Below are 17364 nucleotides of genomic sequence, written 5' to 3'. Positions count from 1 at the left end.
CTGCGGACCCGTGCTCACCTGCGGATCAGAGCAGTTCTGAGATGACCTTCACCCCCGACGTAAACGCCGGAGCACTGGCCAAGATCAAAGGTAGAGGGCGCCGGATCAGGGGGTGGGGTAATTTTCTTCGGCCCGGTTCGTGCCGGGAGGCATAGCGGGGTGTGGCGGCACGCGTCACCAGGGACACAGGGGTGGGTCACAAAGGGCCACCGGGAACGAGAAGGTGACGATGGATGCCGCAGCGGATGAGACCTTCCGGGACTTCGTGGCGAACAGGTCGTCCGCGCTGCTGAAGACAGCGGTGCTGCTCAGCGGGGGAGACCGGCACGCCGCCGAGGATCTGCTGCAGAACGCGCTGATCAAGGTGGCGAGCCGCTGGAACCGCATCGACGAACCCGAGGCGTACGTACGGCGGATCCTGTACCGGCAGCAGGTGAGCCGCTGGCGCCTGAAGTGGCCGAGACGCGAACTGAGCGTCGCCGAACCACCCGAGACGTCCGGCCCCGCGGTCCCCGGCACGGACGCCTCGGCGGCCGCCGAACTGCGGGTCGTCATGCGCGGCGCGCTGGCCCGGCTCACCGCGCGGCAGCGCACCGTGCTCGTGCTGCGCTACTTCGAGGATCTGCCCGAGGCAGAGGTGGCCCGGCTCCTCGGCTGCTCCGTCGGAACCGTGCGCTCCACGACCCATCGCTCGCTCGCCCGGCTGCGGGCGCTCGCCCCCGAACTGGCCTCGCTCGGCCCGGGGCACGAGCCGCAGCCGCCGTCCCGTGACTTCTCGCCCGTGGAGGTACGCCGGTGAACGTCGAAGAACTCCTGCGCGACACGTTCCGGGAGCAGGCCGAGGACGGCCCGCGCACCCCGCCGGGATTCGCCGACCGCGTGCTCGCCGTCCGACGGCGCCGCAGGACCCGTACGATCGCCGGCGCCGCCGTGGCGACCGTGGCGGCCATCGCCGTGGTGGTGGCCGTTCCCCGGCTCGACGCGGGCGGGGAGGACGTGCGCCCCGCGGGCCGGGTCGACCGGAGCGACATCAGTGCCCAGACCGACCAGTACCCGCCGCGCGACAGGATCGCGGCGGGCGACGTCGCGCTCGCCGCGTACAGCGTCCAGTCGCTGGAGAAGCAGCCGGACAAGGACCAGGTCCTCACCCGCACCTACCACCGGCTGGACCAGCGGACCGGCCGGTACGTGAAGGACACCCGGTGGTCCGTCATGGACACCGTGCCGAGCTCACGGACGGCGGTCGTCCTGGAACACCGGCTCCCCGCCCAGCGCGTCGGGCTGCTCGACCTGACGACCGGCGAGATCCGCCGCTGGATCCCTGTCCCGCAGGGCGTCGGAGGTGTCGCGCTCTCGCCCGACGGCAAGAAGATCGTCGCGACGACGTACGCCAGCGATCCGGACCGGCGCTACTGGAACCACCGGATCCCGACCAGCGGACCCGACGGCGAGAAGGGCTGGTGGCTCCGGGGCGTGCCCTGCCGGACCGGGTTCAGCTTCATCGACGTGGCCTCCGGGCACATCGCCTGGCACCGGGCGCCGGACTGGAAGGACCAGTGGGGGCGCTCGGAGGGCGGCCGCTGGGACTTCCGCTTCAGCGCCGACAGCACGCTGATCTACGAGCACATCGTCACCCAGGCCCACCGCCAGTACCACGATCTGTCGGGCAAGGAGGTCGCCACACCCGCGAACGAGGTGAAGTTCGAGCTCGAACTGGCCGGCTATTCGCCCGACAAGAAGTTCCTGGTCCACCCGTCGGGAGTGAGGGACATGACGACCGGCAAGGAGGTGCCCAAGGTGTCCGACTACATGGCGCGCCTGGCCTGGGCGGACAACAAGAGGCTCATCGTCTTCGAGAACAGTCGGCAGGGCAACCACCCCCACCGGCTCGCCCTGATGACCCTCGGCTCCTCCAAGGTCGTGCCGCTCACCGCGTACGGGCCGCAGATGATGACCGAACTGGGTTCATGGGAACCCCTGTTCAGCGCCCGCTGACCGCCGCCGCGTCCACGCCGGTCGCCTCCCGGTAGGCCGCCTGCGGCCCGTCGACCGCCTCCCGGTCGGCGGGCCGCAGGGGCGCCCGCACCGGACCCGCCGGCAACCCGAGCCGCCGAGCACCGCCTTCGCTGTGACCGCGCCGGGCAGTCCGGCCGACATCATCGACTCGACCAGCGGAAGCACCTGCCGCTGCCGAAGGGCCGCTCCCGCGGTGTCCCCGGCGTCGAACGCGTCGAGAATCGACCGGAAGTGGCGGGGTATCACATTGGCCACCGTGCTCACGTATCCGGCCGCCCCGATCGCGTACAGCGGAAGGACGTACTCGTCACAGCCCGCGTAGTACGCCAACTCCGTACGGGACAGCACCTTTTGCGTACCGAGCAGGTCGTACGCACAGTCCTTCACCGCCGCGATCCGCGGATGCCCCCGCGAGCCGGATCATCGTCTCCGGCTCGATCCGCGTCCCGGTGCGTCCCGGGATGTCGTCCAGCATGAGCGGCAGCCCCGAGGCGTCCGCGATCTCCCGGAAGTGCGCCTCGACCGCGTCCTGCGGAAGCCTGCTGTAGTAGGGCGCGACCACCAACAGCCCGTCCGCGCCCGCCTTCTCGGCCGCCAGGGCCAGTTCCACGGTGTGCCGGGTGTCGGCCGTTCCCACCCCCGCCACGATCGACGCCCGGTCGCCCACGGCCTCCCGCACCGCCCGCACCGCCCGCACCGCCCGCACCGCCCGCACCGCCCGCACCGCCCGCACCGCCCGCACCGCCCGCACCGCCCGCACCGCCCGCACCGCCCGCACCAGCGTGGCCTTCTCGGCGTCCGACGTTGTCGGTGACTCGCCCGTCGTCCCGGAGAGCACCAGTCCCTCGCACCCCTCGGCCACCAGAAGCGATCCTGGCGGCTCCTGCGCAAGCTCCGGTGCTCGACCAACCGCATCACCGGCCTGGTCAAGGCCATCCTCGCCCTTCACCTGGCAGCGTCACGCTGAGGTTTGAAACGGCTCACTGGCATGCCTTCCGCACGCGCAGCAGCCCACCCGGTCATCGGTTCGCAACCTCAGAAAGAGCCGCCCCGGCCTTGGCAAACCTCCTGATCAGGGCCTTCCCAGCAGACCTCGCAAGCTCATACGTCGACGTTTGGAGCTGCCCCCGTCGTCTACTGTCCCTCTGACGGGGACGATTCGATCGGGCCGGCCAAGACCTGAAGTCTGGATCCAGTTCAGGCCGACCACATGGCCGGCAGCTATGAGTTCTTGTTCCTGCCCAGGTGGAGAAAGCGTGCTGTTGTAGCTCTGAGCCATGCCCTCCCTGGTATCCGCGAACAGGTATAGCTCGGCGTAGATCTGGCCGTTGTGCTCCCACTCGTACCGCACAACAGGCTTGCGAAGGATCGTCTCGAACCACTCGGCAGCCCGCTCGGCCAGCTCCTCAGGGGAGCCGGTGACCTCCATCGAAAACGAAGTCGGCCGCTCCGGCAGAAAGTACAACTGATTGTGCAGCCGGTCGCCGCGCATCGTCGAACCGGTGATGTGGACTCCGAAGTCAGCCAGCGAGAGCCGCGACGCCCCCAACGTGACAACCGCCAAGAGCGATGAGTCGTCTTCGGCCCTCCCCACCCAGCTGGACGCGAAGGGCACGTCCCAGCACCCCGCGAGGGCTCGGAGCCTTGCCGCGAAGGCGAGCTCAGCCTCGTCAATCTCCAACTCGCCAACAGGGCCATCGATCTCGAACCACGGGTTTTCAGGCACCTGGCCACTGTAGAACGGCGAAAGTTCCGGCTACGTCACAAGTCAAACATGGGTACGTCCATCGACGCCGGGGACGGGCTGAGCACCGCTCGGAGGCCATTGATCATGGCGAGCCAGCGGCGCGCATCAGCGCATTCAACCCAGTCAGTACCATGCGAGGACCTCATCGTCGGCGGCAATCCGAGCGAGGGCTTCGTCCGCCAACGTCCGAAGATCAGCAGGGAACGTCGGCATCGGCGGCAGGTTGAAAACGGCTCAGTGTGGTCAGAACCTCGACAGCCTCGCGTATGTAGCGGTAGACCGTCGCGATCCAGATGCTGAACCCGGCAGCGAGCTGGGCATAGGTGTCACCGCACCGCAGGTGGGCCAGGGCGAGCAGGGCTTGACGCCCGGCCGCCAGCCGCCGCCACCGGGTACCGATCTCCCTGCGGCGGCCTGCGAGTTGCCCGGTCAGGTACCGCAGAGTGCGACTGGACAGGTCGATCGACGACGGGTAAACAAGCACGCGAAGCTCCTGGCGGTACAGGTGATCTTGGTCGAGAACCCGTCTACCAGGAGCTTCGCCGCTTTGCTGAACCGTCCAACACGCGGGCGCCATCGGCAGGTTGGAAAAGGCTCACTCGCCGTGAAACTCGTCAACGAACTAGTCGAGGCGGCTGACGAGAAGCAACTCACGAAGACCATCGCCCGCTACGGCCGCGTCGACCTTTTATGCATCAACGAACTCGGCTACATGGAGCTCGACAAACGCGGGGCTGAACTTCTCTTCCAGGTTTGACTGAACGAGAGGAAAAGAACAGTGTCGCCATCGCATCCAACGAATCGTTCTCCGGCTGGACAAAGACATTCACGACTCCTACCGCCTCTCCCACACCCGCGCCCAGAAGGCGGCGACGAATACCCCATCACGAGCGGAGGGACAGCAGGATCCGGCGTCTATGCAGGTTGATGCCGGCAACTTCGACTATGACTTCATCATCAATCTGCAAGACGCTCTCAGGCTGATCCGCATCCCGCTCTGCGAGCTCATGGATCGGAACCAGCCCCGCGAATTTCTCGTGGACTTGCACGAAGGCTCCGATCCTAACGACCCTCTCTACCCGGCCGGGAATCACGCGACCGAACTGAACGCGAGCAAACTCCTCAAGCGGATCCGGATAAAGCGCCTTCAGCGAGAAGGAAGCCCGTTCCCGCTCGACATCGACGTCCAGGACCACGATGGTGACCTCCTGTCCCACCTCCACGATGTCCGACACCGCCTCGAAGTGATGAGCCCAGGTCAACTCGGCTACGTTCACCAGCCCGTGGAAGCCCCCGATGTCGACGAACGCGCCGAACCTCTCGATGGACGACACCACCCCTTTGCGGACCTGGCCCCGCTCCAGCGTCTCCAGGACCGTCCGGCCACCTCGATCTGCCGTCTCCGCCATACCGCCAACCCTTCGTCAACGACCAAGAATCTCACGTCAGACCCGCGCAGGGGAGGCGGCAGCGCGGCCTGAAGATGGGGCCAACTTTCGTTGTTATTTCCGGCCATGAAGATCAGAAAGTGGGGCCAGAACTCGTTGTTGTGTGGGGCCACGACTCATCGGTGAAGCCACCGTGCCTAACTTGACTCTGTCGGGGATCTTGGAGTTTCGCAGTGCGGCAGCATGATCAACGGGCATGCTCGGGTCGTTCCGATGACCGATGCAGCTGTCGAGGTGCCCGTTGTCGCTCCGTCCCCGTTCCGGCGAGCAAGTCCCGCCTCTGACCGCGCAGATCGCGCGGGCGAGCAACCCGGGCGGCACGACGGCGATATGGGTGCGTGACCGGCTCGCTGGGCTGTGGTGCGACGAGGACTTCGTCGACTGGTACCCGCGCGACGGGCGTCCGGGTCTCTCGCCCGCTCAGCTGGCCACCGTCTGTGTGCTGCAGTTCCTGCTCGGCCTGTCGGACCGGCAGGCCGCCGAGGCGGTCCGCTGCCGTATCGACTTCAAGTACGCCATGGCCATGGAGCTGGACGATCCGGGCTTCCACCACAGTGTGCTGGCCGACTTCCGCGAGCGTCTCGCCGAAGGCGACCGTGCCGACCGCCTCCTCGACCTGGCGCTGGCCCGTCTCAAGGAAGTCGGCCTGGTGCGCGAGCGCACCACGCAGCGCACCGACTCCACCCATGTCCTGGCCGCGGTGCGGGATCTGACCCGTCTGGAGCTGGTCACCGAGGCGGTCCGCGCCGCACTGGAAGAAGTCGCCGGCATCTCTCCTCACCTGTTGGACGAGTTGGTCGACGAGGACTGGGGACGCCGCTACGGCCGAGCGGTCCGCCTGGGCAAGAACCCCACCAAGCCCAAGACCAGGATCCTCGCCACCGGAAACGACGCCGTCCGGCTCCTGGAACACCTCTACCGTCACGGAGCAGACCGCACGTCCGGCCCGCGTATCCAGGCCCTGCGCCAGATCATGGTGCAGAACTACCACCGTGACGCCGCAGGACACCTGCGCTGGCGCACCGCCGAGACGGAAGGCGGACCCGGGCTGCCGCCCTCATCCCGGACGATCGTCTCGCCCTACGACACTTCGGCCCGCTACGCACGCCACGGACACATCATCAACTGGAAGGGGTTCTCCGCTCACCTGACCGAGACCTGTGCCCCCGACAGCCCCAACGTGATCACAGACGTGGCCACCACCGCGGCCACCACCCACGACAGCCAGGTCCTGCCCGGCATCCACACCCGACTGCGGCGCCGCGGCCTGCTGCCCGCCGAGCACCTGGTCGACGCCGGCTACACCTCCCTGCCCCACCTGGAACAAGCCACCCGTGAACACCAGGTCACCGTCTCCGGGCCACTCCGCAGCAACCCCACCCGCCAACACCGTCAGAACGAGGGCTTCGCCCGGGACGACTTCCACATCGACTACGACCGCCGGCAGGTCACCTGCCCCCAGGGCCAGATCAGCCAGGGCTGGCACGGCCCCTACCCGACCTCCTCACCCACCGCGGCCCCGCTGATCGTGGCCCGGTTCACCAAGAGCCAGTGCCACCCCTGCCCGGCCCGCGCCCAGTGCACCACCTCCCGCGAAAGCACCCGCACCGTGGGCTTTCCCCCACGAGAACTCCGCGACCTGCAACTCCGCGTCCGCACCGAGCAGCAGACACCCGAGTGGAAGACCCGCTACGCGGTCCGCTCCGGAGTGGAGGGCACCATCAACGAGTTCGCCCACGGACACGGCATGCGCCACTGCCGCTACCGAGGACAGGAAAAGGCCCACATCCAACACGTCCTGACCGCCATCGCCGTCAACATCGAGCGCCTCAGCGGACTGCCACCCACCGAGGAAGCACCCCCTCCCCGCCAGGCAACCGCCTTCCAGAACTACCTCGACCAGCGCGAGATCCCCCGGCCAAAATCCTGGCGCACCCTGGGCACCTGACCTCGGCAACTCCAAGATCCCCGACAGAGTCAAGCTAAGGGCTGTCCCGCAACGTGGAGGTGGGCGGTTGAGAGACCGTAAGGTTCGCCGCCTATCCTCCTGTTGTGCAGTTGCCTCGGGATCCGTCGAACGTCGCCCACGCCCTGGTGGCGGCATTTCCTACCCCACTTGCCGGTGACGTACAGAGTGTCCTGGCGGGCCTGCCACAGGCCAGCTTCGCACCGATGATGCCCTTCGAGGCCGAGGTGCAGGGCGAGACCGTCGCCATCCCGTCGCGCATCTACAACGAGGAGCCGGGCGCCGGATCCGAGCGGGCCCTGTCCGGAACCCAGCAGATGATCTTGCACTGTCTGTACTCCCGGCACCACGATGGCCGGGTCCGCCAGCGGCATCTCGAGCAGATTACGGCGTCGGCTGAGCCGTGGGCGGTCCCGTTCGTGGTGCAGTGGCCGGCGAATACGTGCTGGAGATCATTGAGTCGATCGGCCGGGGGCTGCCCGGGCTAGCGGAGCCGGGCTCAACCCAGCGCCAACTCTACGGGGAGTTCATCGCTCGCAACCCGGGCTTCTTCGCACGTACTGAGCGGCGCGTGGTGAGCTACTGGTCGTGCTACTACCGCTGGAAGTACGGAGATTTTGGGATGTACCCCGGAAGCGTTCTCTTGGAAGCGTTCCGGGCCGCTGTTGTGGAACAAGTGGGCACGCAGTGGCCACGGCACACGCCTCCCCCGCGGGCTGACGAGAGTGAGGCACCTGCCTGAGTGCGGCCATGGCCTTATCCCGCAAGGGTGAGATTGTGTAGACGGGCGATGCCTCGCACGGCGTGGCGAACGCCGTCGCCCTTGAGCCGACAGTCGCGGAGGATCTGCCAGGTCTTCATCCGGGCAAAAACGTGCTCCACTCGTGCACGGACCTGCTTGTGTGAGCGGTTGTGTTCCCGCTTCCAGCCGGGCAATTCCTCGCCATGGGAACGGCGGTGCGGCATGATCAATCCGGTCCCTGGATAGCCACCATCCGCTATCACGGTCGTCCGGCCGACCGCCGCCTTGGCCCCCGACTCCTCCCACGCCTTGCAGTCGTTCCGGTTGCCCGGCAGCGGCCTCCCGATCACAACAACCAGGCGAGTGTCGGCATCGATGACGACCTGGTGATTGGTGGAGTACCGATAGTTCTTCGACTGCTCGGCCACCGAGTGATCGCGGGTGGGCACCAACGTCCCGTCCACAATCAGCACAGTGCCCCTCGCGAACCGGCGTCGGAACGGCAAGGCCAGCAGAGGGCCGATGTGGTCGATGACCCGGCTGGCTGCCGACTTCGAAATCCCGAACAGCAAGGCCAGTTGACGCATGGTCAAGTTGGTGCGCCAGTAGGCCGCGACCAAGAGAATTCGGTCCTCAAGCGACAGGCCCCACGGGCGGCCCGTCCGTGGTTCGCCTGCACCCTCACACCGCACCGCGGTCACCAACTTCCCAAAGCGGCGCGGGCTCAGCCCTGTGAACGGACGTATCCAAGACGGCTCAGACGCCGTGATCACACCAGCCACACCAAGATCGTCTCACCCGTGACCAGTAGTTGCGGGACACCCCTTAGAACTGCGACAACAGGGCCTCCTGGAAGGCTTTTTTGGCGTAGACACCCTCTGAGCTACCAAGCGGCCCTGTTCTCATGCACAGCAACCGCCGCAGTCACCCGATCGAGACTCCCGTTCGATCGACGCTCCTCAAGATCGGCACGCCGGACGGCCTCGACCGGGTAGCGTTGATCGCGGAAGACCAACCCCTCGTTCGGAAAAAGTGCAGGATGCACATCCTGGATGACCCCGTCGGCCTTACTCTCCGTGCAAGAAGTCTGCTGTGCCGAACTGGCTGGCGGGAGCCGTCGCAGGAACCCCGGCCCGCCATAGAGTTCCCCCGGACCCGCGACCGCTTCGGCGAGTCGATCGCCCCACCCACGATGCTCGTGATCCGTCGCGAGGGGTTCGAACGGAGATACGGCGGCCTGTGCTACCAGGTGCGAAACAGCTACGCGGCCGGGAGTGAACGCCGTGAGCAACTCCGGAGTTGGCACTTCGACCTGGGCCAGAACATGTGGAGCGACTCCGGCCACGGCTGGTACTTCGACTGGCTCGGGGAGCGTGTCTCCTCTCCGGTGCGCTATCTCATGCACACGGACGGACGAGTCGGCGTGGAGGATGGAAGCGGTGCGTTCATCGAGATTGCCCCTTCCATCCGAGCTCTCATCGAATCTCATGCACTCACCGACTTGGCCTCAACCTGGGACCGCGCTGACACCCTCGACATCGACAGCTTCGCCCTCGCTCAGCGGCTCTGCGGCCTGACCGAGATACCCGAAGCCTCCGGTCGAACCATCAGGTGGCGAGCCTCTCGCGCCGTCGCGGTCATGGAGTTCCAGGAATGGAGCAGCGAGGAACCGCGTCGATGGCGCGCATTCATCTGGAGCCGCGACAAAGTCGGCCGTCACCAGATCGGACAGGCGATCGCCTGAACGGCAACACAGTCCCCGCCGCGGTTCCCCGGTTGAGATCCCCGTTCGACCAACACGCCTCATGAGCGGTACGACAACAGCCACTCAGGGAGCCGGATGCTGGTCTGCCTGTTGAGGGCCTGCTGGTCGGGGGCATGAGCCGTTGTCGGAGCGGGCTGGCAGACTGCCCGCCATGACCTCAATTGATCACGATGGTGTGCGGGAGTCATGGGATCGAATCGGTCTCTGGCTGAAGACCCGTGTTCAGCTGTCCCCGCTCAGGTCAGCGGTGGACCAGGGACGCCTTGATGGCGTTGAGGCGTCCCTGGCTGTGACACTGCCGGCGGACGTGCGGGAGTGGTGGGCCCTGACCGACGTCAGGGCCCACTACTGGATTCCCGGAGCGTTCGCTCCGGTAGACCTGGACGAGGCCCTGGAGACGCGGGAGATCTGGCTACTGGTCGCAGAGCAGGAAGGGCTCACGTTCGATGCGAACGGAGAGCCGGAGCCGCGGTTTCTGCCGGAGTTCATGCCTATTGCGATGAGCCCGGGCGGTGACGGCCTGATCGTTGACCTTCGGCCCGGCGGGTCTCACGGGGCGGTTTTTCTCTGGAACCACGAGCGCTGGGGGCTCGGGCTGCCGATGTGGGACTCGATCGGTTCGATGCTTCGGGATGTCGCTGTCGCGCTCGAAACACAGACGCCGGTGCTGCTGCAGCATGCTGCTCTCGGCGGTGCCGAGGCGACCTGTGTGGGCAGGGTCGACGACCTGGGCGACTTGACTTGGGAAGCCGCGCGTTGAGAGGGAGTGAAGTCCTGCAAGGCGATCCTGGGCCTGTCACGGGTCCACGGGGCCGAGATGCCGAGATGCCGATCACCGAGGTCGTCGCCGCGGTGATCGACGGCACGGCCAGTGTCCCGGACGCGGCCGCCGCGCTCATGTCCCGCACGCCCAAGCCCGAGCAGTGCAGCGCCTGATCGCCGCCCGCGTGAACCGCGCGTGTGTACGCACGACTCGAACGTGCCGTTACAGCCGGGCCACGACCGTCACAGCCTGATGACCGCTGACCGGGCCAGCCGCCTCCTCCCGGCAGCCAGGTCCATGATCGCCTCTCCGGATCCACAGGAGGGGGAAGCTCTGATGCTGACCACATTCAGGAGCGCCGTCGCGGCAGCCGTACTGGCGGCCGCGCTCGTCGCCCCGGTCGCGGTGGCGACCGACGCAGCAGCGGCCACGTGCGCCCGGCACACCACGGGCGTGTGCAAGGCCAACTCACCGCACCCGCACGGGGCAACGGCGAAATGCAAGGACGGCACCTGGTCCTACAGCGCCCACGCCCGCGGCACCTGCTCGCACCACCGAGGCGTCAAGTACTGGTACCGCTGAACACCTGCTCGGAGCCCCCTCCCCCGGCCGTCCCCAGGCCGGGGCGGGGGCTCCGTGAAGCCTGACAGCGTCGGGGTGCCCGGCGCGGGGACGTCAGGACGCGCGGCCGCACGCGGCGACTGCCGCCGAAGCGGTGGGAGTTGATCAGACGTCAACGGTTTGCATACACAGATTTCACCTCCCCGGGTCTACCCGCGTAGCCCGGCTCTGCGCTGTCATGTCCCCATCCCCGGGACACCCCGCCCGGGCCGACAGCCGGAGACCACATGCGCCCCCTCACACGCATCGCCGCCAGCACCTCCGCACTGACCCTCGCCGCCGCCGGCCTCATCATCGGCGCCTCCTCCACACCAGCCTTCGCCGCCGCCTGCTCCCAGTCACGCCTGCCGCTCCCCGATGCGTCCTGCACCCCCGGCGCCTACAACCCGGACGTCACCCAGTCGACGATCGGCTCCACCATCTGCGTCTCCGGCTGGACCGCCACCGTGCGGCCGCCCACCTCCTACACCAACCCCCTCAAGGCCCAGGGCATCATCGACTACGGCTACGCGGACACCGCCATGTCCTCCTACGAGGAAGACCACCTCGTCCCCCTCGAGCTCGGCGGCGCGCCCCGCGACCCCGGAAACCTGTGGCCTGAGCCGTACGCGGGAACCAAGACCGCAACCACGAAGGACGGCGTCGAGACCAAACTGAAGAACGCCGTCTGCAAAGGCACCATCACCCTCTCCGCCGCCCGCTCCGCCATCCGCAACAACTGGACAACCGCACTCTCGGTGACCGGAATCGGCTGACAACGGACAGCAGGGCGGTGCGCGAAGCCTCTGCAAGGGACGCCGGACACGCCCGTCGTTACAGGGTGAGCGACCACCGGCTGCGGGAGAGGGCGGTCTCGCCATCGGGGCTGGACGTACTGGCTGGACACGTTCAACCTCGCACACGGCCCGGTGAATACCGATGCGTTCTTGTCCGCGCCCACCGTGCGCGCACTGTCGTCGGCGGCCGCGGCCTGCCGGACACGTTCGTGCTCCTTCGCGCGGGCCCCGGCCGGTGTGCTGACGCGCCGGCCGGGCAGGATGTGCCCAGCCAATTCCTGCTCGTGGGGGGGTCGTCATGCGCTCCAGCTACCGTGTCGCGTCATCCGTGCTGTTCGCCGCGGTGTTCCTGGCGGGCTGCTCACCGACCGCAACGGGCGGATCTGCCGCGTCACCGACCGGCACCACGGCCACGGGGCCTTCGAGCACGGATGCACGAGGCGGCCCGGACCGGGCGATCGCGGCCGGGGCGGGCCCGCAGGCCACCTACACCGTCCAGAAGCAGCCTCCAGCAGGGAGTTGCCACTTCCGGTACGAGAAAGGGGAGCCGCTGGAGGACCCGGCATGCACGCCGGGCGCGATCTCTCCAGCAGTCACGCAGGCGAATCTGAAGTCCACGATCTGCCGCAAGGGCGGCTACACCTCCGGCATCCGGCCATCCACCTCCGTCACCGGCAAGGAGAAGGCGCTGAACGCGGCCTCCTACGGTTACAAGGGCCGCATGGGCGATGCCGAGTACGACCACCTGATCAGCCTCCAGCTCGGCGGCGACCCCAACGATCCGCGAAACCTCTGGGTCGAGCCGCCGGACCCGGGCCACAAGACGGGCGGCGGGGTCAACAACGCCAAAGACCCGGTGGAGACGAAACTCCACACCGCGGTCTGCGCCGGCAAGGTTTCCCTGACGGCCGCGCAGAAGGCCATCGCCAGCGACTGGACCACCGCCCTGAGCACCCTCGGCCTCGGCTGAGGGCAGGCGTCACGTACGACGGCAACACACCACCACCCGTGCGAACACCCGCCTGCTTCAGAGTCTGGCGTTATGGGATCGGACATTCCCAGCTGCTCCTTCGGGCAGTTCCCGAAAGCGTGGACACCGCTTGCCTGGACCTGCCTTTCGAAGGTGTGAGTGCCATGCAGTTGGTCCAGCACTACAAGTCGATTGAGCTCTGCTCCACGAGCAGAGCCGAGGCTGAAGAGATTCTCGGTTTCTCTGGAGTCAGCCCGTCCAGCAGAGAGCTCCATCTGCCTGTCGTCGTTCGGTCCAGAAGCGGATCAGGGTTCGTGCTGTGCCGAAGCGTCACGGCTGAGCGCGGCGGAGAAGACCCCGTCGGATCCGACTTCGAACGCGAAGACCGCAGCGTCATCTGGACCAGCCGCCCGCAGTCGTAGGCGGACGGCGAGACAGCCCCAACGAGTAGAGCGCCACCACCGCACGGCATCGGGCGGAGGCCGGCGAGACCCAGATGTCTCTGGACCAGACACGAAACTGGCCTGCGCCTGCCCCTGGGGATCAGATGCTCTCTTTAGGGCTCGGGGACGGTGTCGGCGACGCGGGGAGGTGCAGGCCGCCTCCAGGCCGCGATCTGTTACAGCTACAGCCCTCAACTGTCCCCTGGCGTGCAAGGGCGGGACGTCAGCCCTTCGCGGGGCAGTGATCTGCGAGGAGCAGGGCCAGCGGCCCTGCAGGGAGGAGGAACCGCCCATCCTGTACGGCCTGAAGCGCATCGGCCATGGGCCACCACATCAGCTTGAAGTCCTGCTCCGTTTCGGTGAGTTCCTGGGCGCCGAGGGTCAGGTCGCGGGCTTCGTAGATGTGGACGCGTGCTGGAGAACTCAGCGTGATCGCGTGTGAGCCCAGTGGTTGCCAATGGCCGGCGGTCACTCCGGCTTCCTCGCGCAGCTCGCGGCGGGCGCAGTCCAGGGCGGTCTCCCCGTGCTCACGGCGCCCGCCGGGCAGGAACAGGTACTCGCCTCCGTGGTCGGGAAAGTCGGCGCTCAGCAGTGCAACAAGGCCGTCTGCGTCGCGCGCCACGACGACGGAGGCGTCGCGCATTGATCCATCGCTCATACGGATCGAGCGTAGTGGTCAGTTGTGCACCAGGCGGCGAAAGGAACATTCCACACGGCAGGGTGGGCGATGCCTCGTCCGTAAAAGCCGTCGTCTCCGTATGCGTCGCCGTGGTCGGCGCACATGATGACCAGCCACTGCCCGTGAGCGGAAAGCCCGTCGAGCAGCCGGCCCAGGTGAGCGTCGGTGTAGGCGAGCGCTGCGGCTTGCGAGGCGCCGTTGTCCGTGCTGTTGCCGAGGTAGTGGCCGTGGGGGACGTGTGTGGCGGAGATGTGGCCGTCGTAGTGGTCGGCGAGGGCGAGGGCCTGGTCTGTCTGGTGGCGAGTGGAATCCGGTTCCGGGGAGCAGAACTCGGGCTGCCAGTGCGCCTCGTGGAACATTGCCGGCAGGACCGATCCGAGCGGGGTCTCTTGGGAGAAGTAGGTGACGCCGCCCACGCATACGGTGCGGTAGCCGTGCAGGGCGAGTCCGTCGAGGAGATTGGGGGCGTCGAAGACGAACGTCTCGGGCGGCACCTTCTTGAAGGCGGTGGGCGGCACTCCCACAGGCGGGCCGGGTGGGTTTGGGCAGGAAGCCGGACAAGAACGCCATTGCACGGGCAGGGTGAAGGTGCCGGGCGTCTGCTGGCGTTGCCACTGCCCGCCCGGAAGGAGCCCGGCGAGGCGTGGCGTGCGACCTTCCTGGAGGTCGCGGTGGGCCACGTCGTGGCGCAGGGAGTCGAGCGTGACGAAAAAGATGTCGGTGCCGGCCACGGTCAGGGGAGCATCCCCGCGCGTGCGGGGAGCAGTTCACGAAGTAGGTCGGGTCCTCTCGAGGGTCGGGACCATCCCCGCGCGTGCGGGGAGCAGACCAACGGGAATCCCCTCCCCATCCCCGTCCAGGGACCATCCCCGCGCGTGCGGGGAGCAGATCGTCGCCAACGTGATGTCGAGGGCGTAGGCGGGACCATCCCCGCGCGTGCGGGGAGCAGTTGTGCCAGGTGACGGTCAGAGACCGGATGCTGGGACCATCCCCGCGCGTGCGGGGAGCAGTCACCGTCTCAACACCGGGCAACACCACCCCCGGGACCATCCCCGCGCGTGCGGTGAAGTTCCCCCCGGGTCCTGGACAGCGGGTGTTTACGCTGCGGGGGTGAGGTCCTGCCTGAGCAAGGTTCTCGTTTCGAGTGGGGTGACGTAGCCGTACTCGGGGTGTCTGCGGAGTCGGCTGCGGTTGTACTCGATCTCGATATAACGGAAGACGTCGGCCCTGGCGGCCTCGCGGGTCTCCCAGACGGTCGTTCCGATCTCCGCTTTGAGGACGGCGAACCAGCTTTCCGCAGCAGCGTTATCGTAACAAGAGCCGACACGTCCCATCGACTGCCTCATGCGCAACTTACGTATCTCGGTGCGGAATTCGTCACTCGTGTATTCGCTGCCGCGGTCGGTGTGCATGATGCAGCCGTCGTCCAGGCCGCCGCGTCCGGCCGCCATCCGCACGGCGGCTACCGGCAGTTCGGCGCGGTGGTGACCGGCCATCGCCCAGCCGATCACCTCCCGCGTCGCGAGATCGATGCAGGTCGCCAGATACATCTTCCCTTCCAGCGTGACGAGTTCGGTCATGTCGCCAACGAGCCGCATCCCGGGACGGGGTGCGGTGAAGTCCCGGCCGATCAGATCGGCGGCGAACACCGCCCGCTTCGCCTGCCGGGTCAGGCCCCGACGCCGGCGCCGGGTAATCCCGACGATCCGGTGCTTGCGCATCAGCCGCTCGACCTTCTTCGAGTTCACCACCCGTCCGGCCCGCCGCAGGGCGGCGTGGATTCGCGGGGCCCCGTAGGCGCCACGCGATCCGGCGTGGAGCACTCGGATCTCGTCCACCAGGCGTTCCTCCTCGCGCCGAGCGGCCCGGCGCGCCGATGCAGCCGCCTGGTATGCGTAGTAGGTCGAGCGCGGCACTCCCAGCGCACGACACAACAGTGCAACGCTGTGACCTGCAGGTTTGTCGGTCGATGCCTTCTCCGCCTCGATGAAGCGACACCGCGCGGCGGTGTCTACCTCAACTTGTCCTGCGCGAAGAAGGCGGTCGCTTTTCCCAGAACGTCGACCGTCTTCTCCAGCTCGCGGACCTTGCGCCGCAACTGCGCGAGCTCTTCCCGCTCGGCGCTGGTCAGAGCCCCGGAAGGACCCTCGCCACGATCGACCTTGGCCTGCTTCACCCAGCCACGCAGACCCTCCGGGCTCACCCCCAGGTCCCGGGCGACCTCGGTGACTGTCTTGTCCGACGACAGCGCCAGCGCCACGGCATCCCGCTTGAACTCCGCCGTGTACCGCTTGCTCGTATTGCTCTTCTTGCTCACTACCTGTGACTGCTTCCTCCGGAACCTTCCGTCCCAGTATCAGGCTGTCCAGGCCAAAGGGGGAGCTTCACTGCCCGACATCGACCTGGATGTGGAGTCGGAGCGCCGACTGGAGGTCTACGACGCGATCATCGAGCGGTTCGGGAGAGAGCGCACCGCGGTGACCGGCATGCCCGAGACCTACCGGGCCCGGCACGCCCTTCGCGACACCGGCCTCGCTCTGGGGATTCCGCCGTGATCGGCGAGGTCGCCAAGAGCTTCCCGCACATCCGTGCCCGCGACATCCGCGGCGCCCTCGCGGAACTGCCGGAACTCCGCGAACTCGCCGGTCGAGCCCATCAGTTCGGGCCCCTGTGGGAGCTCGCAGAGGGCCTGGACGCCCTGCCGCGGGCGTACGCCATGCACCCCTGTGGGGTGATCATCTCCAACGCGTCGCTACTGGACCGCGTTCCGGTGCAGCCGACCCCGGCTGGATATTTGATGTTGCAGGCCGACAAAGAGGACGTCGAAGATCTCGGGCTCTTGAAGCTCGACGTGCTGGGCGTGCGGATGCAGAGCTCGATGGCCCACGCGGTCGCCGAGATCCACCGGGCCACCGGCCGGGTCCTCGACCTGGACAGCCCCGATCACGTCGACCTCGACGACCCGCTGGCGTTCAAGCTCATCCAGGCCTCCGACACCGTCGGTCTCTTCCAGCTCGAATCCCCCGGCCAGCAAGACCTGGTCGGCAGGCTCCAGCCCCGCCACATGCAGGACGTTGTCGCAGACATCAGCCTCTTCCGGCCCGGCCCGGTCAAAGGCGGCATGCCGGCGCTGTTCATCGCCGCCCGGCACGGCGCCACCCCGCGCTACCCGCACCCCGACCTGGAGCCCGTGCTCAACGACACGTACGGCGTGGTCATCTGGCACGAGCAGATTATCGCGATCCTGGCCCGGATGACCGGCTGCGACCGGGCCGCCGGTGACGTCGCCCGCCGCGCCCTGGCCGACCCGGACCGGCTGCCAATCGGCTATTGAGAAGTCATCTCATTTGGTGAGTCTGCGATAGCAGATGAGGGTGCAGGCGATGCTGGTGAAGGCGAGGAAATGAATGGCTTGTCGTTCGTAGCGG

15 protein-coding genes, 5 pseudogenes and 1 CRISPR repeat array are annotated in these 17364 nt (G+C 67.4%); of the genes and pseudogenes, 11 read left to right on the top strand and 9 right to left on the bottom strand.

The genetic code is table 11. The features are described 5' to 3' along the window. The first annotated feature begins 229 nt into the window (after nt 1–229). The gene (locus ABZV42_RS41220) at nt 230–799 is read left to right on the top strand and encodes a SigE family RNA polymerase sigma factor (protein ID WP_356057336.1); all 570 of its coding nucleotides are present in this window, start codon (nt 230–232) and stop codon (nt 797–799) included. Further along, entirely contained in the window at nt 796–1995 is a 1200-nt protein-coding gene (locus ABZV42_RS41215; protein WP_356057334.1) for a WD40 repeat domain-containing protein, read from the top strand. Before ABZV42_RS41220 ends, ABZV42_RS41215 begins: the two co-directional genes overlap by 4 nt. Here ABZV42_RS41215 and ABZV42_RS41210 read toward each other — a convergent pair. The 3 genes and pseudogenes from ABZV42_RS41210 to ABZV42_RS41200 form a co-directional block, all read right to left on the bottom strand. Next, a pseudogene (locus tag ABZV42_RS41210) lies at nt 1982–2881 on the bottom strand (dihydrodipicolinate synthase family protein). The gene ABZV42_RS41215 and the pseudogene ABZV42_RS41210 sit on opposite strands and share 14 nt — an antisense overlap. Nucleotides 2882–3088: 207 nt before the next feature. Beyond that, nucleotides 3089–3742, bottom strand: a complete 654-nt coding sequence (locus ABZV42_RS41205) for a hypothetical protein (RefSeq protein ID WP_356057332.1) — start codon at nt 3740–3742, stop codon at nt 3089–3091. 253 nt (nt 3743–3995) lie between these two features. Then, nucleotides 3996–4247: pseudogene (locus tag ABZV42_RS41200) on the bottom strand (transposase family protein); the annotation flags it as partial. A 111-nt stretch (nt 4248–4358) separates the two neighbouring features. On the opposite strand from ABZV42_RS41200, the pseudogene ABZV42_RS41195 reads away from it, so the two are divergent. After that, nucleotides 4359–4594, top strand: a pseudogene (locus ABZV42_RS41195) (ATP-binding protein); the annotation flags it as partial. 53 nt (nt 4595–4647) lie between these two features. Here ABZV42_RS41195 and ABZV42_RS41190 read toward each other — a convergent pair. Next, nucleotides 4648–5172, bottom strand: a complete 525-nt coding sequence (locus ABZV42_RS41190; RefSeq protein ID WP_356057330.1) for a S1 RNA-binding domain-containing protein — start codon at nt 5170–5172, stop codon at nt 4648–4650. A 280-nt stretch (nt 5173–5452) separates the two neighbouring features. Between ABZV42_RS41190 and ABZV42_RS41185 the strand changes: the two genes are divergently transcribed. Together ABZV42_RS41185 and ABZV42_RS41180 are read left to right on the top strand one after the other, a co-directional pair. Then, a complete protein-coding gene (locus ABZV42_RS41185; RefSeq protein ID WP_356057328.1) occupies nt 5453–7159 on the top strand; it encodes an IS1182 family transposase in 1707 nt (568 codons plus the stop codon). Nucleotides 7160–7263: 104 nt separating this feature from the next. Beyond that, nucleotides 7264–7919, top strand: a pseudogene (locus ABZV42_RS41180) (hypothetical protein). Nucleotides 7920–7933: 14 nt separating this feature from the next. Here the strand turns inward: ABZV42_RS41180 and ABZV42_RS41175 are convergent. Beyond that, the gene (locus ABZV42_RS41175) at nt 7934–8701 is read right to left on the bottom strand and encodes a transposase (protein ID WP_356057326.1); all 768 of its coding nucleotides are present in this window, start codon (nt 8699–8701) and stop codon (nt 7934–7936) included. 122 nt (nt 8702–8823) lie between these two features. Between ABZV42_RS41175 and ABZV42_RS41170 the strand changes: the two genes are divergently transcribed. From ABZV42_RS41170 to ABZV42_RS41150, 5 genes are all read left to right on the top strand, one after another. Then, nucleotides 8824–9663, top strand: coding sequence for a hypothetical protein (locus ABZV42_RS41170; protein WP_356057324.1), 840 nt, complete (start codon nt 8824–8826; stop codon nt 9661–9663). A gap of 172 nt (nt 9664–9835) precedes the next feature. Beyond that, nucleotides 9836–10444 carry an SMI1/KNR4 family protein gene (locus ABZV42_RS41165; RefSeq protein WP_356057322.1) on the top strand — a complete coding sequence of 203 codons (609 nt, stop codon included), beginning with the start codon at nt 9836–9838 and terminating at the stop codon, nt 10442–10444. 339 nt (nt 10445–10783) lie between these two features. After that, nucleotides 10784–11029: a DUF3761 domain-containing protein gene (locus ABZV42_RS41160; RefSeq protein WP_356057320.1), complete on the top strand. Its 246-nt coding sequence runs from the start codon at nt 10784–10786 to the stop codon at nt 11027–11029. Nucleotides 11030–11295: 266 nt separating this feature from the next. Further along, nucleotides 11296–11823, top strand: a complete 528-nt coding sequence (locus ABZV42_RS41155) for a hypothetical protein (protein WP_356057319.1) — start codon at nt 11296–11298, stop codon at nt 11821–11823. Between the two features lie 319 nt (nt 11824–12142). After that, nucleotides 12143–12814 (top strand): hypothetical protein, encoded by a 672-nt coding sequence (locus tag ABZV42_RS41150; RefSeq protein WP_356057317.1) that lies wholly within the window; start codon nt 12143–12145, stop codon nt 12812–12814. 666 nt (nt 12815–13480) lie between these two features. Here the strand turns inward: ABZV42_RS41150 and ABZV42_RS41145 are convergent. The 4 genes from ABZV42_RS41145 to ABZV42_RS41130 form a co-directional block, all read right to left on the bottom strand. After that, nucleotides 13481–13915, bottom strand: coding sequence for an NUDIX hydrolase (locus tag ABZV42_RS41145; RefSeq protein WP_356057315.1), 435 nt, complete (start codon nt 13913–13915; stop codon nt 13481–13483). After that, on the bottom strand, nt 13912–14667 hold the full coding sequence (locus tag ABZV42_RS41140; protein WP_356057313.1) for an STM4013/SEN3800 family hydrolase: 756 nt from the start codon (nt 14665–14667) through the stop codon (nt 13912–13914). The genes ABZV42_RS41145 and ABZV42_RS41140 overlap by 4 nt, the downstream gene beginning before the upstream one ends. A 6-nt stretch (nt 14668–14673) precedes the next feature. Further along, a CRISPR array of direct repeats spans nt 14674–15007; the repeat unit is 29 nt; unit sequence GGGACCATCCCCGCGCGTGCGGGGAGCAG. Nucleotides 15008–15033: 26 nt separating this feature from the next. Beyond that, complete coding sequence (locus tag ABZV42_RS41135; RefSeq protein WP_356057338.1) at nt 15034–15924, bottom strand: IS3 family transposase; 891 nt, start codon at nt 15922–15924, stop codon at nt 15034–15036. A 23-nt stretch (nt 15925–15947) separates the two neighbouring features. Continuing rightward, on the bottom strand, nt 15948–16253 hold the full coding sequence (locus ABZV42_RS41130; RefSeq protein WP_356057310.1) for a transposase: 306 nt from the start codon (nt 16251–16253) through the stop codon (nt 15948–15950). Between the two features lie 67 nt (nt 16254–16320). On the opposite strand from ABZV42_RS41130, the pseudogene ABZV42_RS41125 reads away from it, so the two are divergent. Beyond that, nucleotides 16321–17258: pseudogene (locus ABZV42_RS41125) on the top strand (DNA polymerase III subunit alpha); the annotation flags it as partial. Nucleotides 17259–17364 lie beyond the last annotated feature (106 nt).

The organism is Streptomyces sp. NPDC005281, from assembly GCF_040607495.1.
Taxonomy (GTDB): Bacteria; Actinomycetota; Actinomycetes; order Streptomycetales; family Streptomycetaceae; genus Streptomyces.
The sequence above is the reverse complement of the archived record's forward strand: the minus strand, read 5'-3'. Positions and strand labels throughout refer to the sequence as shown.

Coding starts and splice junctions, on each gene's coding strand:
- ABZV42_RS41220 (WP_356057336.1), top strand. CDS start 230: ATGGATGCCGCAGCGGATGAGACCTTCCGGGACTTCGTGGCGAACAGG.
- ABZV42_RS41190 (WP_356057330.1), bottom strand. CDS start 5,172: ATGGCGGAGACGGCAGATCGAGGTGGCCGGACGGTCCTGGAGACGCTG.
- ABZV42_RS41170 (WP_356057324.1), top strand. CDS start 8,824: ATGCACAGCAACCGCCGCAGTCACCCGATCGAGACTCCCGTTCGATCG.
- ABZV42_RS41165 (WP_356057322.1), top strand. CDS start 9,836: ATGACCTCAATTGATCACGATGGTGTGCGGGAGTCATGGGATCGAATC.
- ABZV42_RS41160 (WP_356057320.1), top strand. CDS start 10,784: ATGCTGACCACATTCAGGAGCGCCGTCGCGGCAGCCGTACTGGCGGCC.
- ABZV42_RS41155 (WP_356057319.1), top strand. CDS start 11,296: ATGCGCCCCCTCACACGCATCGCCGCCAGCACCTCCGCACTGACCCTC.
- ABZV42_RS41150 (WP_356057317.1), top strand. CDS start 12,143: ATGCGCTCCAGCTACCGTGTCGCGTCATCCGTGCTGTTCGCCGCGGTG.
- ABZV42_RS41145 (WP_356057315.1), bottom strand. CDS start 13,915: ATGAGCGATGGATCAATGCGCGACGCCTCCGTCGTCGTGGCGCGCGAC.